General features: G+C 65.1%; 14 protein-coding genes. All 14 read right to left on the bottom strand.

The features are described from left to right. Nucleotides 1–66: 66 nt before the first annotated feature. Nucleotides 67–1,332: a tetratricopeptide repeat protein gene (locus BLT42_RS01410; protein ID WP_176780194.1), complete on the bottom strand. Its 1,266-nt coding sequence runs from the start codon at nucleotides 1,330–1,332 to the stop codon at nucleotides 67–69. After that, nucleotides 1,322–2,548: an SEL1-like repeat protein gene (locus tag BLT42_RS01405; protein ID WP_091765632.1), complete on the bottom strand. Its 1,227-nt coding sequence runs from the start codon at nucleotides 2,546–2,548 to the stop codon at nucleotides 1,322–1,324. The genes BLT42_RS01410 and BLT42_RS01405 overlap by 11 nt, the downstream gene beginning before the upstream one ends. Next, a complete protein-coding gene (locus BLT42_RS01400) occupies nucleotides 2,545–5,673 on the bottom strand; it encodes an FG-GAP-like repeat-containing protein (RefSeq protein ID WP_091765629.1) in 3,129 nt (1,042 codons plus the stop codon). The genes BLT42_RS01405 and BLT42_RS01400 overlap by 4 nt, the downstream gene beginning before the upstream one ends. Then, nucleotides 5,670–6,425: a type II secretion system protein GspK gene (locus BLT42_RS01395; RefSeq protein ID WP_176780193.1), complete on the bottom strand. Its 756-nt coding sequence runs from the start codon at nucleotides 6,423–6,425 to the stop codon at nucleotides 5,670–5,672. The genes BLT42_RS01400 and BLT42_RS01395 overlap by 4 nt, the downstream gene beginning before the upstream one ends. A 59-nt stretch (nucleotides 6,426–6,484) precedes the next feature. Then, nucleotides 6,485–8,482 (bottom strand): type II secretion system secretin GspD, encoded by a 1,998-nt coding sequence (gspD, locus tag BLT42_RS01390; RefSeq protein WP_091765622.1) that lies wholly within the window; start codon nucleotides 8,480–8,482, stop codon nucleotides 6,485–6,487. 140 nt (nucleotides 8,483–8,622) lie between these two features. Further along, the gene (locus BLT42_RS01385) at nucleotides 8,623–9,036 is read right to left on the bottom strand and encodes a hypothetical protein (protein WP_143023994.1); all 414 of its coding nucleotides are present in this window, start codon (nucleotides 9,034–9,036) and stop codon (nucleotides 8,623–8,625) included. Continuing rightward, a complete protein-coding gene (locus tag BLT42_RS01380) occupies nucleotides 9,026–9,601 on the bottom strand; it encodes a hypothetical protein (RefSeq protein WP_091765616.1) in 576 nt (191 codons plus the stop codon). The genes BLT42_RS01385 and BLT42_RS01380 overlap by 11 nt, the downstream gene beginning before the upstream one ends. Continuing rightward, nucleotides 9,598–10,563 (bottom strand): hypothetical protein, encoded by a 966-nt coding sequence (locus BLT42_RS01375; RefSeq protein ID WP_143023993.1) that lies wholly within the window; start codon nucleotides 10,561–10,563, stop codon nucleotides 9,598–9,600. Before BLT42_RS01375 ends, BLT42_RS01380 begins: the two co-directional genes overlap by 4 nt. Continuing rightward, entirely contained in the window at nucleotides 10,560–11,183 is a 624-nt protein-coding gene (locus tag BLT42_RS01370; protein WP_091765610.1) for a hypothetical protein, read from the bottom strand. Before BLT42_RS01370 ends, BLT42_RS01375 begins: the two co-directional genes overlap by 4 nt. Next, entirely contained in the window at nucleotides 11,180–11,560 is a 381-nt protein-coding gene (locus tag BLT42_RS01365) for a hypothetical protein (protein WP_091765605.1), read from the bottom strand. The genes BLT42_RS01370 and BLT42_RS01365 overlap by 4 nt, the downstream gene beginning before the upstream one ends. Continuing rightward, the gene (locus BLT42_RS01360; protein WP_267887686.1) at nucleotides 11,550–12,020 is read right to left on the bottom strand and encodes a type II secretion system protein; all 471 of its coding nucleotides are present in this window, start codon (nucleotides 12,018–12,020) and stop codon (nucleotides 11,550–11,552) included. Before BLT42_RS01360 ends, BLT42_RS01365 begins: the two co-directional genes overlap by 11 nt. Then, on the bottom strand, nucleotides 11,998–12,432 hold the full coding sequence (gspG, locus tag BLT42_RS01355) for a type II secretion system major pseudopilin GspG (RefSeq protein WP_091765599.1): 435 nt from the start codon (nucleotides 12,430–12,432) through the stop codon (nucleotides 11,998–12,000). Before gspG ends, BLT42_RS01360 begins: the two co-directional genes overlap by 23 nt. A gap of 1 nt (nucleotide 12,433) precedes the next feature. Continuing rightward, nucleotides 12,434–13,672, bottom strand: coding sequence for a type II secretion system F family protein (locus BLT42_RS01350; protein ID WP_091765596.1), 1,239 nt, complete (start codon nucleotides 13,670–13,672; stop codon nucleotides 12,434–12,436). Beyond that, complete coding sequence (locus BLT42_RS01345; protein ID WP_091765593.1) at nucleotides 13,665–15,257, bottom strand: GspE/PulE family protein; 1,593 nt, start codon at nucleotides 15,255–15,257, stop codon at nucleotides 13,665–13,667. The genes BLT42_RS01350 and BLT42_RS01345 overlap by 8 nt, the downstream gene beginning before the upstream one ends. Nucleotides 15,258–15,344 lie beyond the last annotated feature (87 nt).

Raw genomic sequence — 15,344 nt, 5'->3', positions numbered from 1 at the left:
CACCCCCGGTGACGCAATTATTTTGACGTTTCGCGCCCAGCCTCGCCCCTCTGCCGTCGCGGCCCGTCATTCAGAGCCTTCGAGCAAGACGGCAACGCGCTGCTGGGCCTGCCGCAATTGCGTGGCGCTCATTTCGGCCGCCAGGGCGTCGCGAACCTCGGCCGCGGCGGGGACGGCGGCCAGCGCGGCGCGGCTCGTCCAGACATAGGCATGCCCGTAATCCTGGGGCAGGTTGCGGCCATGGGCATACATCAGGCCGAGCATGAATTGGGCCGAACCCAGGCCGGCCCCGGCTGCGCGCTCCATGCGCTCAAGGCCGGCGGGAACATCCTGGCGAACCCCGGCGCCATTGAGATAACGCAGCGCCGTCACATACAGTGCGACCGGATCACCGCTATTGGCGGCCTGCTCACTGGCTGGATTGAGGGGCTGGCTCCAGTCCGGTTCGGCCAGGCGGGCATCATAGGGGAAGCCGACCCGCTCGAGCATCGCTGAAAGCGTCAGCCCGCGCGCACGCCGCGCCTGTTCCAGCAGGCGCACGGATTGCGCCTCATCGACGGCGACGCCAAAACCGCTGGCATACATCACCGACAGATTGGTCAGCGCCTCGCGTTGCCCCTGTTCAGCGGCCACGGAAAACAACTCGAAGGCGAGCTCATAATCGCGCTCGACATCCTCACCGCGAACATAGATCAGCCCGAGATTATTCTGGGCACGCGCATCGCCGCCTTCGCTGGCCTGCGAGAAAAGCTCGATCGCCCGGTCGGCATCGCGCTCGACACCCCGGCCCTCAAGATAGAGGACGCCAAGGCTTGTCATGGCATCGAGATCGCCCTGGTCCGCGGCGCGCTGATACCAGTTCGCCGCCGCCTCAGGCCGGGCTTCGCCGCCCAGGCCGGTTTCCAGCGCCCGCGCCAGGTCCGACTGATAGCCCGGCACGCCGGTCATCGCCGCCGCCGTCAGGTATTCAAATGCCCGCTCGGCGTCGCGCGGCACAGCCTGGCCCTCGGCGTAGGCGCGGCCCAGTGCGTTTTGTGCGGACATGCTCCCGAGGTCCGCGGCCCTGCGGTAATAGTCCATCGCGGTGCCAAAATTCTGCGGCACGCCCAGCCCGCGCAGATAGAGATCGGCCAGCAGGGCCTGCGCCTCGGCGACGTCACGCAGGGCGGGCGATGCCAGTTGCTCGTGCGCATCGCCATAATGGCCCTGCTCGATGGCGCGGGTGGCGCGTGCGACCACGCCGTCCGCGCCTGCAACCGGTTGGGCCTGTGCGATGCCGGACATCGCCAGGCTGACAAGCACTGCGCAGAGAAGGCCAGACCTAGTCGTCACGATGGGCGGCCCTCCACTCGGTGGCCTGAGCCTGCGCGCGGGCCAGATCCTCGGGGCTGAGGAATTGGGCGAAGACTGTCCGCTCATCGGCGGCACCCGGCACACCGGCGGCGGCGGCCAGATTGGCCCAGACATGCGCGGCGACATAATCCTGGGTCACGCCATTCCCGGTCGCATAGCGCCGGGCCATGGCGAGCTGGGCCTGAGGCGAGCCGGCCTCAGCAGCACGGCGATAATTCTCCAGCGCCAGCGCCGAGTTCTGTGGCAGGACCTCGCCGGTGTCGTAGAATTCGGCCAACTGGTTGAGGACGTCAGCATCACCGGTTTCCGCAGCAGCCTCCAGCCAGGCGACGGCGCCGTCAACATCGGCGCGGGCCGCATCAGCGACCCAGCCGGTCACCTCCTGCGAGCTGCGCCCTTCCAGCACACCATTGATGGCGAGATTGCCAAGCCGGGCCCCCGTGCCGGGCGCGTCGGCCGAATTCGCATTCAGATACCAGCGGATCGCCTCCGGCAGATTGACCTCGGTGCCGCGGCCGGTTTCGTAGAACAGACCAACGGCCGCCTGCGCCCGGACAAGCCCGCCTTCGGCCGCGGCGAGATACCAGCGAAACGCCTCGGCATCATTAACGGCGACGCCGGTTCCCGAGGTATAGACATAGCCAAGATTGGACTGGGCCCGCAGATCGCCCGCTTCAGCGGCGGCGGTGAGCAGGGCAATGCCGCGCGCGACATCCTGGGTCACATCGGTTCCGGTCAGATAATAGGATCCCAGCACGGCCTGTGCGTCGGGCTCGTCCAGCGCCGCAGCCCGCTCATACCAGGGCACGCCGGCGGCGTTTGTTTCGGCACTCCGGGCGCGTTCGAGATAGATTTCCACCAAAGGCGCGCGGGCAGGCGAAAAGTCCTGCCCCATGGCCCGCACGAGCCATTCGATCGCCGTGTCCTCGTCAGCCTCGACCCCCTGGCCCACGCGATACATCAGGCCCAGCCGGAATTGCGCCAGCGGCACACCCTGTTCGGCCAGACCGGTCAGGATTTCCGCGACCCGTGCATAATCCGTATCGGCATAGGCCGATTCAGCTTCCGCCATCGTCGCTTCAACCTGTTCCGGATCCAGTGCCGGCCGGCTGTCGCCGGAAAAAAGACTCCAGGCCGCGATGCCCGCCAGGACGGCGATCCCCGCCACGGCACCAATTATCAAACGCATATTCATGGCCGGCTGTCCTCCAACGGGGCTTGCCCCTGATCAATGTCTGTACGGGTAATCCGATAGGTCGCGCCCGCCTGCAATGGCTCGTCGATCCGCGTCACGCCGCCATCGGCCCAGCGGATCGTCGCGCTGTCGATCTGCGTCGCCTCACCCAGTCCGAAATGGGCCAGCGGCGCGTCAAACGACATATAGCCGCCACCCAGCTGCACTTCGCGCATCTGCATCTGTTCGCCATTCTCACCATAGCGGATCTCGACGCGGGCGCCGATGCCGTCACGATTGCCGATCCGGTCGTCAAACTCAAAGCCGATGGCACGGGTATCGCGCGCATTGTTGAGGAACACCACGGCCGGCCCGTTGACGGGAACGGTGATCATGTCGAGATCGCCGTCATGATCGATATCGGTCACCGTCGCCGCTGCGGTGATGAGGTAATCGCTCAAACCCCAGGCCTCGGTGACTTCCTCAAATCCGGTGCCGCCATTATTGCGCAGGAAGATATTGGACGGCGTCACCTCATTGGGCACCCAGGTGCCATTGACGATATAGACGTCCTGCCAGCCATCATTGTCGAAATCGGCGATCGAGACATCCCAGCTCCAGCCGCCAACCTCCAGGCCCAGCGCATGGGCCTGTTCGGTATAACTGCCGTCACCGGCGGGCTGCAGCAGGACGTTGCGGGCGAGGATTTGCGGGATGGCCGCATCCTGTTCGCTGCTCGTCATCGGCCGCGATGGCTGGAAATGAATGTCGCAATACTGCCGCGCGCGGATCTGCCCGACCGGGACCAGCGCACACATGTCCGGGTTCCGGTTCTGGATTGCGATATCCTTGATCAGCATGCCGCGGCATTCAGAGCGATAGGGTTCGGCCAGCGGGGCGCAATGATTGGCGAAGGACGGATCGAGCGCATTGCCGGGCCGGTACCAGTTCTTGATATCCATATTCTGCTGACACACGGCCCGGTCGGCCTCGCGCAATATGCCGTCGCAATAGTCTTCGATCGGCTGCATTCTGAGGCGGCTGGAAACCCCCGAGGCCCGGCCGGCGATCTGGGCCAGATAGATCTCGGGCTCACCATTATTCGTCAGATCATTGGCCGAGACCGACATGGTTGTCGTCGTGGTCATCGGGATGCGGCCATCCTGGCGCGTCATCGCGCTGAAACCGCCATCGCCATCGCCGAGATAGAAATAGTCAGGCACTTCGAAATCATTGCCGACCAGCAAATCCTGGGTGCCGTTATTGTCGAGATCGCTGAGCAGGATGGACAAGGTCTCGCCGGGAATGCCGGGCAGGTCCGCGAACACATCGCCGGAGAGTGCGCCGCCATCATTGAATACAATCCGGTTGCGCGATTCCTCGCCGGGAATGCGCCGATACCAGCCGGCCGCCCAATTCCCCAGCGCCACATCAAGATCGCCATCGCGATCAACATCACCAAAGCTCAATGCCATGGCCAGGATGGCGTCCTCACGATTGCTCACCGGCCGCAGACCGTCCGGATCAAACCGGCCATCGCGATTGGGCAGGACATAGAGACCCTGCTGGTAAGTGGCGAGAAACAGGTCGAGCCAGCCATCGCCATCGATATCGACCAGCACGGCATTGAAGACCGGCAAATCGGCCACGGCGCCGATCTCGCTCTGCCCGGCCTCGAACTGGCCACTGCCATCATTGAGATAGATATGCAGACCGGCGCGGGTCGAGGCGAAAACCAGATCGGCATCGCCATCGCGGTCGATATCGCCGGAGGTGATGGCGCGGCCTTCCCAGAAGGGCGGCCACATATCGGCAAAGGAAAACTCGACCGGGTGATCAATCCCGATCTGCCAGGCCTCGAGCCGGGTAAACGCCGTCTCGCCGCGCGGCGCTGACGAAGCCGCATAGGGCAGACGTTCCAGGCTGATGAATCCGGCCGCGTCCGGCCCCGCCTGGGCCGCGGCAGGCAGCAGGGACTGCGCCGGTTCGGCAGCCGCTTCGGAGACCAGCATTTCGATTGCCCGGCGGGTCTGGAAATCGCGATAGGCTTCCGCCCCGAGCCCGGCGGCAAAGCCCAGCCCCATAACGATCCCCCCCAGCATGACAGCCGCCCGCCAGCCGACCGACGTTCCGACGATCAGGAAGGAATAGATGCTGTAACTGCCGAGCGTGAAGACCAGTGCCATGATGAAGCCATGGCTGGCACCGCCATTGAGCAGCGCACCGGACAGCACGACATCAAAGCCGATCGGCACCGGCATGAACGTCCCGATCACCGCGACGACAGCCACCCCCAGCGGGCCGAAATCGCCGAGCGCCAGGCCTTGCGGCGGCATCAGCGTGCCGGCAATGGCGCCGAGCAATCCGGCCAGCAACATCAGCGGCAAGGTCGTTTTCAGGATGAACCAGAGGTTCCGGGCAAAATCGAGCCCGAAATGAAGCACCGCCTGGGGAAAGGATTCGATCGGCAAATCATCCGCTTCATCGAGCGCGGGCGCCATGGGTGCGCGCTCGCTGCCGGTCACATTGCTGAGCAGTTTCTCGCGCGGGATGAAGCGGCACAGGATCGGCACGGCGACCAGGATCACGAACAGGCTCAGGACCAGTTTGGTTGCGGCGATATAAAAGGGCAGGAGCGAGAATGACATCGTCATTACGACGATATTCAGCGTCGGCGAGGCGATCATGGCCGACAATGTCGTCTCGGCCCGGGAGCCGCCCTGATACAGCCCCTTCGCGATCGGCGCGGCACAATTGACGCACACGCCAAGCGGTGCGCCGAGGAACATGCCGTAAAGGGAATTGGAGAAGGGCAGCCGGAAGTTCCGCCGCCGCAAATAACCGAGCAGGGTCAGGAAGGCGGCGCCGAACAACAGGCCGAACGTCATCCCCTTCTTGTTGGTGTCGATCCAGTTGACCGTGGAATAGGCGATGCGCTGCATCACCGAGAGACCGCGCTCGATCGGCAGGACCGCCTCGAAACCGAGCGGATCCTCCAGCTGGATCGCGCCGCCCATCATCGCCTTCTCGTCGAGCGAGGGATAGCGCGAGCCCGTCCAGAACATATAGGCGAGCGTCGCGATCAGCAGCGCTGCGAAAATCAGCCGTCTGGAGTGAGCCCTGGATACGGGATTCATCATGCTCATGCCGGTTCTCCCCCTGCTGGAACCGCTGCGCCGCACCCGCCCGGATCAAACTCCCGAACCGGAAAGGCAACCCAGTCGAACGGCCGGGCACGATTGGCGCCAAACAGGGCCAGCGCCGCGAGGCGGCCGGCGCCGCCATCGGGCTGGACCAGCTCGGCCTGAAACGCGACACGGACGCCATCCATCGAACCGGCGACATCGGAACCTGCCAGATCGACCTCCCCGGCGGGCGTGCCGCCAAACACGGTGATATAGGGCGCTGCGCAGGCCAGTCGCTGCGGTGTCATGTCGAGCACCTGGACCAGCTCCGCCACGGTAATAAAGGGCCGATTCTGCGGCGCCTTCAGCGAGCCCGCCGGATAATCGGCGCGTTCGGCGCCGTATTGACGCGCCATCTCGTCATTATCGCGCCAGTCGAGAATCTGGTCAGCCAGACGCCGGGCCGCAGTCTCGCTTTCGCCCAACCGGGTAAAGAGCGCGATCCAGGCTTCGTCATTCGCCATATTGATGTCGAGCCGGCTTTGGGATGGCGCCAGGCCCACGCGAACCCGCTGGCCGTCAACGGTTACGCTGCGCGGCAGGCTGGCGATATAGCTGCGCCCGACAAGCGCCGTGTCATAGGCCACAAGGTCGAGCGCGGAGAGCATGGCTTCCCGTTCGGAAAGCAGGCTCCGGCGCCCGTTGCCCAGGCGCAATTCGGTCTGGGTCATGGCCATGACACCGGCCAGGATGACGGCGAGAAGCACCGACATCCAAAGGACGAAAATAATCGCCGATCCGGTCTGACTCGTATGCCTCCGTGCGATGCTCATCACTCAAACAGGTCGCTGCGCCTGGCTTCCAGTGCTTCCAGTTCGCGCCGGACATGCAGCAATACATTCGCGGCATCCTCGTCCGTCGTTATGATCCGCGGCGTCAGGAAGATGACCAGTTCGCTGCGCTCGCTGCTGATGTCGCGGTTCTTGAAAACATTCCCCAGGCCGGGAATACGGCCCAGCAGCGGAATCGCGGCTTCATTGTCGGAATGAGCCTCGCGGATCAGACCGCCCAGCGCCACCGTATTATCGCTGCGCACGGCAACCGTGCTGGTGAATTCCAGTTTCTGGATGGTCGGTGAATCGATCCCGGACGTCGTCGTCGGGCGCACACTGCTCACCTCCTGCATCACATCGAGCACCACCATGCCGCTGGCATTGATGCGCGGCGTGACTTCCAGGATCACGCCGGTCTGACGCAATTCGATGGAGGAGACCAACGGCGCATTTGACTCGCTGACGGAGCTGGCGGTCTGGGTCACGATCGGCACTTCATCGCCGACCTGGAGATGCGCGGTCTGATTATTCTGGACCATGATCGAGGGCGCCGACAGCACGGTCACGTCAGTGATCGAATTGAGCGCATTCAGGGTCGCGCGCAGATCCGTGCCGGCGAAGGCGTAATTGAAGCCGGGGAAGACCGGATTGGTCGTGCCGTTGACATCATCGGTGAAGCTGGTGGTCGAGACACCGGAACCGGTCTGGTTTTCGAAATACCAGCGCACACCAAAGCTCAGCCCGTCGACCAGCCGGACCTCGGCGATGGTCGCCTCGATCAGAACCTGTGGCGGCATCACGTCCATGCGCTGCACCAGTTCGAGAATTTCCCGGTATTCCTGGTCGGTGGCGCGGATGATCAGGGCATTATTGAGCAGATCAGGAATGATCGCCAGCCGGCCCTCTGGTCCACGCGAAGTATCGCCAGCCGAACCGGACGCGGCATTGTCGTCGCCGGAATGCTGAGGCCCGAAGGACGCAGCCCCGCCGGTCTCGCCACCGGCAAAGGCCGCCGTGATCTGCGAGGCCAGCGTCGCGGCCGGTGTATTGCGCACCACATAATAGCGCAGACGCCGCTCATCGCCGCCCGAAGGCCGGTCGAACCGTGTGATCCAGGCCCCGATCTGTTCGAACTGGGCGCGATCGCGCGTGACGACAAACAGGAGGTTGAGGCGCGGCAGGGCGATCGTCGTTGTCGCACCGGTTCCGCCACCCAGGCCCGCAAGCACGGAATCGACTTCGCTCTTGGCCGTCTCGGCATTCACATATTGCAGCTCATACATGCCGAAAATGCGATTGGTCAGGAAGGGGCGGTCAAAGGTCTGGATGGCGTCGACCGCACTCTCGACCTCACCGGCAGGGCCGGCGATGACCAATACGCCCTCCGCATCGTGCGGAATGACATCAACCCGTTCCGACAGGAAGGGGTCGATCAGGGCCAGGATGGAACTTGGATTGGTGTGGGTGACCGGCACAACACGGCCGCCATAGCCCAGCGACGTCGAATATTCCGACAGGCTCGCCTGCGCCTCACCCTCACGGGTCAGGAGAAAGCCGGCCTCGCGTTCGATCAGGGCAAAGCCGGATTCGCTCAGAACGGTTTCCAGCGCCGCGAGGGCAACTCGGGCCGAGGTCGGCTCCGGCGATGTCAGGGTGATGCGTCCCTCAACGCCGGCAGCGACCAGAACCGGCCGGCCGAGCGCGTCGGAAATGATTGTGCGCACAGCATCGGCGACCGGCGCATCAACGAAATTCAGGCGCAGGGTGCGGTTGTCGAGGCTGCGATCTCCGGAGACATTGGTGGCGGGCGTACCGCGCTGCTGGTCGAAATAGACCAGGCGTTCGCCGCCGCGGTCATCGGGATCGCTCTCGGATTGGACCGTGTCCGCTTCAGGCGTCGCGGACGGGCCCGGAACGGCGATTTCGCGGGCGCTTTGCGCAGCCTGCACAGGCGCCGCAGGGTATTGGCCCGCATGAATGCCGCGAGCGTCGGGCATTACCAGGGAGCAGCCCTGCAATGCCAGTACCGAAAGAATGGCTATGCCACCGCGCCAACACCGCAAAATCACGCCCGTATCTCCCCCAGAATTCCCGTTGAGGGACCATATGCCCAATCCCCCGAAACCTCCAGCCTCACTCACCGGTCGAGGCGCAGGGTGATTTCATTTCCGTCACGCACCAGCCGGATATGGTCGGCTTCGATGGCCATCGCCTCATAACCGTCCAGGGTGCCGCCTACTGCCAGAGAGCGGGTCCCGCCCTGCCCGGCAATCATTGCCAGCATCCGGCCATCCACCTCGACCAGTCCGACCAGTGTGTAGCCCGCCAGGTCATCGACAGGAGCCGTTTGCCGGATCGGCACCGCCGTCGGCGGCTGCATCCGCGCTTCCAGCCAGTTGGCCCAGGGGGCCGGATCGAGCGGTCCCGGTTCCACGACCGGCGCTGGCGCGGCTCGCAGCGGCGGCGCCAGGCCGATCGGAAGGAAGGAAAGCCCACTCAGCACAATCAGGGTCAGGACCGCGCCGGACCAAAGCATGTCGCTACGACTCATCATCGGCCTCCGTCACATAGCGGCGACGCAATTGCAGGCGTCCACGCACCCGGCCCTCAGGCTGACCGGACAGAGCGTTGAGGCTGAGGTCGGCGATCCGGATCTGGCTGTATTCCAGGGCCGCAAAGGCGCGTAGAACATCACCCAGGGCGCCGGAAAACCGGACTTCGCCAACCAGTTCGGTGACAGTCCCGCCGAGCGAGGATTGCTGCACGCTGGGCGCCTGCAACAAATGGGCGCCGGCGTCGATCAGGACCTCGGCAATCTGGTCGAGATCGGCATCCAGCGCCTGGCGTGCCAGATCGGGGTCGCTGTAGGCGCGCAGGGAGTCTTCAGTCTCGCCATTGGCCGCATACCAGGCCGTCACCGCATCATATTGGTCATTCACCCGCAGGGTCAGGGCCGACACATCGCGGCGCAATTGGTCCGCGCGCTGCCATGCCCCGATCACACTGAATGCGGATATCAAAAGCGGCACCGCGACGAGCAAGGCCAGCGCACCGAGAATCGCCCAGGCCAGAAGCCGGCGCAGACGGGCGTCCAGGGAGGCGAATACGGTCGTCATGACGCGTCCTCCAGCGGCAATTCCAGCCGCACACGCCCGGCGTCACCGGAATCATCAGCAGCGTCAGCGCGGGGTCCCTCAATCAGAAGCGTGTCCGGCGTCTCGAGCGTGATCGCCTGGATGGCCAGCCCGGCCGGCTCCTGCAGGGCCAGATCACGCAAGGCGTCGACAATACGCGCCAGCGCAATACTGCCGCTCCCGGCCTGGATGGCCTGATCGGCGCGCTGGATTTCGAGATCGGCGTCGCGCAGGCCGCGGGCGAAGCTGATCAGCTCGGCGCGCTGCAATTCCAGACCGTCCGCTTCGCGGGAAAATCGCTCGGCCCAGGCCATGCAGGCGAGTACACAGGCAGCGACCAGCGCCAGCATGCCGGGCCCGCGCCCGATCTGGTGCCCGGCGCGTGCGGACTGGCCGCTGGAGAACTGAAAGCCCGGCTGACCGGACGCGTCAACCGCGCCCACTATGCTCCAATGCCCCCGCGCCTCCGGCAGGGCCTCGATCGCCTGCTCCAGACGCTGGGTGCGGATCACCGAGACCTCGACCTGATAGCCGCCCGCCTCGAGCGGCGCGACGATCCGGGACGCGAAACTGGCCTGCTCCACCGGGATGGGGCTGAACTCATTGAGACGCAATTCGAGCGCCGCGCGGCCCCGGCGCGCGACACTGTCGCTGACCGTCAACACGCGGCGATACTGGTCGGTCTCGGGCAATTCGAGCTGGAGATTGGCCGTTCTGCCAGGATCAGCGGCGGCATCCAGCGAGGCTTCACCGAGCAGGGAGCGATAGCGGACACCGGCCTCGGTCACGCGGGAATCCGCGCCGAGCCGGCACAGACGTGCGTCCGGCTGGCGGCCGAAATTGCGCAGCGCGGCCGGGAGCGAGGCACGCGCGGTCGCCAGCGCCCAGGCCAGAATGGCGCTGCCGTCATGCGTCAATCGTCCCAGAATCGTGTTCGCCGTCACTCGGTATCCCCCAGGCAGACACCTTGCCCAGAATCGAAGCGGCAATCAAACGCGCCTGCACCGCCAATGCGCGCTTCAATCCGTTTGGCGCTGCCATTGCGGGCCTGGATGTCCAGGGCCACGATTTGGGGCGGAGCGGGCTGATCCCAGACTGACTGCCAGGCCTGTCCGCGGCCATCATCAGCGTCGCCGAAATAGGAGAAGCGGGCCCGCTCGACATCCTCGACCAGGACAAAGCGATAGGCGTTCGACGGTGTCCCGGCACGGTGCGGCAGCGTCAATTCCAGCTGGCCGGAATCATAGTCCAGCCTCACCGGTTCGGGAAAGTCGGCGGCCGTCGCCAGGGTAAGGAAACTGAGCGATGTCGCCGAGCCGCGAAATTGTCCCTGCCCGTCCGAGCGCGGGGCCCGATAGGCCCGCAATAACAGTTCGCGCATCAGATCTTCGATCGCCGCGTGGGTCTCGAGGCCTTCGACCAGGCCCGCCGCCCGGGCCTCGACCCGCACAGCGGTTCTGACCGCTGGCACAAGCACGGCCGCGATCCCGGCCAGGATGACGACCGCGATCAAGGCCTCCATCAGGGTAAAGCCCGCCGCCGTGTCGCGCTCCGACCGGTTCATGGCTGCGCTTCCTGCGCCAGCGAGCCATCCTCGAGATAGATCAGGTCAAGGGCGAGCAAGGGCGCAACATGTTCGATATGCGCCCGCGTCAGAACAGCCCCAGTGCGCGGGTCAACGGGCCGGTCGACGGCCGAGATATCGATCCGCCAGCCGGGATAGTCGGCGGCGATATTGGCCGCTGGGTCTCCGGCGCGCAGCCGGGCGGAGATATTGGCGCCTTCCAGCAGCACATTCTGCATCCGGGAAGCGCCCTGCGCGCCGCGCAGGGCGCCCGCCATGCCCGTCATCGCCGTGGTCACCACAGCCGCCGCAATCACCGAGGCGACCAGCACTTCGGTCAGGGCGTAGCCGCCATCCTTGCTGTTGCTAGCCGGCATGGACGCGCCCCGTCACCGGATCGATCCGCACCGCAATCCTGTCAGCCCCGCGCATGATCTCCACTTCGACATCCGGCGACGCGACCGTGCGCGCCGGCAGGGCAAGACCGGTCGCTGTCTGCCAATAGCCGGCCTGGCGTATGCGCCAGCGCGCCGTCACGTCGCGCGGCCAGACGCGCTCGATATCGAGCGCCTCAATGGCATAGCCTTCGGGCGACAGGCTGATCCGGGTTTCCCGGCCAAGGCTGCGGGCCGCCAGGCTGGCCCGGCGCAGATCGGACACCAGAAGTTCCGCTGCACGCTGATGGCGCAGATGCGCCAGCGAGCCGGACAGGGCGACGCCGGACAATGTCGCGATGGCAGCAAAGATACTCAGCGCGATCAGCAATTCCAGCAGGGTCATGCCCCGTTCGGAGCCGGACGATCCGCGCCGGGGATCAGCTGCGTGACAGATCACCATCTTCGCCCTCGCCGCCAACTTCGCCATCGCGCCCGAGTGTGGACAGGGTGAAGCGATCGCCCGGCTCGACGCGCAGATAGAGATAGGGCCGGCCCCAGGGATCATTGAACCCGGAACTATTGCCGAAATAGGGTCCGCGCCACATCACACTCTCCTCGGGCGCCTCCATCAACGCCTCAAGCCCCTCATCCATATCGGGATAGCGGCCCATATCGAGATAGAAGAGCTCAAGCGAGGTCGCGATCGAGGATAATTGCGCCTGGGCGACATCGGTCTTCGACCGACCGAGATAACCAATCACCCGCGGCGCCACGATGGTCGCCAGCAGGGCCAGGATCACCAGCACCACCAAGAGTTCGAACAGGGTGATACCGCGTTCGCTGGATCTCGCGGCGGGAGCCGGCTTCGTCATGTCAGTAAACCACTTCATTGAGACTCAGGACCCCCGACATCACCGCAGCAATCACGCCGCCCACACACAGGCCGAGTATGGCGATCATCACCGGTCCGATCAATTCAACCGACCGCTTGAGCATATTGCGCACTTCGCGGTCATGCAGCTGCGCCGCGCGGGTCAGCATGGCGTCAAGCCGGCCGGTCTTCTCGCCAAGCTCGATGAAACGCAGGGCCTGGCCCGGCAGGACGTTTTCACGACCCAGCGCAACCGACAGGCTTTCACCGGCCCGCACGGCGTCGCCGGCACGGGCATAACGCGCCTGCAATTCGCTCGAAGCAATGGCGCTGCGGGCGACGGCTTCTGCCCGCGACAGGGGTTGGCCGCTGGTCAGCAAGAGGCCGAGCGTCCGGCAATAGCGCGCGGCCTCCAGCGTGCGCAGGGTCACGCCGAGGACAGGAACCAGCTGCAGCAGACGATCAAGCCCGTTGCGGAATTGCCGCGCCAGCAGCCGGACGCCAATCGCCAGAGCAATCATCAGGGGCGGGATCCAGACGGCATAGGCACGCAGGAAGGCCCCGGCGGCGAGCACGAAAGCGGTCTCCGGCGGCGGTGCGACGCCAGCGTCGAGGAAGATGGTCTCGAATTGCGGCAGAACGAAAAATGACAGGAAGACCAGGGTCAGGCTGATCAGGACCACGAGCGCCATCGGATAGATCATCTGGCCGATGAGATCCTGACGCAGGCTGCGCTCATCCTCCATCTGCGCTGCCAGCTCGACCAGATTCTTGGCCAGCAGGCCCGAAGCCTCACCGGCCCGCACAAGCGCGATGAGGAGACGCGGAAACTGCCCGCTATCGGCTTCCAGCGCCTGGCTGAAGGCCTCGCCATTGCGGACCTGGTCCTCGATCCGCACCAGTGCGGCGCGCAGGACCGGGCGCTTTTCGCGCTGGGCCAGGCTGGCGAGCGCGTCGCGCAGGGGAATACCGGCGTCGATCAACTCGGCAATACCTCGGGTAAAATCGAGAACTTCCGACGACACCAGATGCGCCCGCCGACCACTGAACAGGCCGCCATCCGAGCCGGCGCGGGTCATTTCCAGCGGCGTGCCGCCGAGCGCTCTCAGCTTGAGCAGGGCCTCGGCCTCGGTGCGACCCACGACTTCGCCGCGCAGCAGACGGCCATCGGGCTGCTCAATCGTGTAGCGCCAGCTTTCCGGCCGTCCTGTACCCGGTGCGCCAGGCCGCGGATCAGGCACGTCCCACCGCCCGATTGACTTCGGCCATCGTGGTCAGACCGGAATCCACCTTGTTGCGCCCGTCCTGGGACATCGGGATGAAGCCTTGCTGGAGCAGGAGCTGGGCAAGCCCCGGACCCGAGGCAGCGTGGCGGATCGCCTCGCGCACGGCTTCGTCGACCTCAAAACCCTCGGCAATCGCGACGCGCCCGAGAAAGCCGCTATCCTGACAGGCCGCGCAGCCACGCCCCGAACAGCTTGGACAGGTCCGCCGCACCAGGCGCTGGGCGAAGACGCCGACAAGGGTCGAAGATAGAAGATAGTCCTCAACACCCATGTCGAGCAGGCGGATAATCGCCGATGCGGCGTCATTGGTGTGCAGGGTCGAGAGCACGAGATGCCCGGTCATGGCCGCCTGGACCGCAGTCTGCGCCGTCTCGGTATCGCGGATTTCGCCGACCATCACCACATCGGGATCATGGCGCAGGAAAGAGCGCAATGCGCTGGCGAATGAGACCCCGATCAGCGGATTGGTCTGCGATTGTGCGATGCCGGAAAGGCGGTATTCGATCGGGTCTTCAATGGTGAGGATCTTGCGTTCGCCATCGGCGAGCTGGCGCAGGAAGGAATACAGCGTGGTCGTCTTGCCGCTCCCGGTTGGCCCGGTGACCAGGATCAGGCCATGGGGGCGCTGCAGCACCGATTCCGCGACCGCCTTTACCTGCGCCGGCAGACCGAGATCGTCGAGCCCCTGGAGACTGGCTTCCGGGTCGAGCAGGCGGACCACCATGCTTTCGCCGTGCTGGGCGGGCACGACCGAGACACGCAGATCGATCGCCCGTCCGGCGACCGGCAGGGAAAAGCGTCCGTCCTGGGGCCGCCGGCGTTCGGCAATATCCAGTTCGGCCAGGACCTTGATGCGCGAGATCGCGGCGAGGGCCTGGGCCGTATCAAGATTTTCCATATCGCGCAGAACGCCGTCAACGCGAAGCCGGACCGCAGCTTCGCGTGGTCCCGGTTCGATATGAATATCGGTGGCCCGTGCGCTGGCCGCGGCCGTGATGAGACGATTGACCAACCGCACGACCGGTGCGGTGCTCGCCATATCCTTGAGCCGGTCAAAGTCGGCCGTGACGTCAAACTCGCGGTCGCTGGCCTGACCGGCCCGGTCATTGAAGCGCCGCTGATAGAGCGCATTGAATTGCGAGGGTGTGGTGACGACCGGACGAACCGGACGGCCAAGCGCAAAGGCCAGGCCGCGCAGGCCCTCATCGCGCAACGGATCAATCACCGCTGCGACCACTCCATCGGATTCGATAGAAATCGGGATGGCCCGCTCGGTCAGGATGAAGTCCGCATTGAGGTCCGGGTCGCGATCGGCGATCGAGCCGGGATCCACTGCGGACAGGTCGAGGCAGAGCTCGCAATCGGCAGAAGTGGCGAAGTACCGGGCCAGAAAAGCTTCCGTCAGCAGGCCGAGCTGGGTGAGGACCTGGTCGATCGGCTCCCCGGTGCGGCTCAGCAGGGCATCGGCATGAGCCGCCTCGGCCGCGGTCAAATGCCCGGCCGCCGTCATTTCCCGCAATCTGGCCCGATCGATTTCCATGCTCACAGACTAATACATTTCGCGGGTTTGTGTACGCCCCATTGCGGCGGCGCCATGGGTGGATCGACAGGCTGTAGACGCTGACTG

The organism is Maricaulis salignorans (genome assembly GCF_900103475.1).
Classification (GTDB): domain Bacteria; phylum Pseudomonadota; class Alphaproteobacteria; order Caulobacterales; family Maricaulaceae; genus Maricaulis; species Maricaulis salignorans.
The sequence above is the reverse complement of the archived record's forward strand: the minus strand, read 5'-3'. Positions and strand labels throughout refer to the sequence as shown.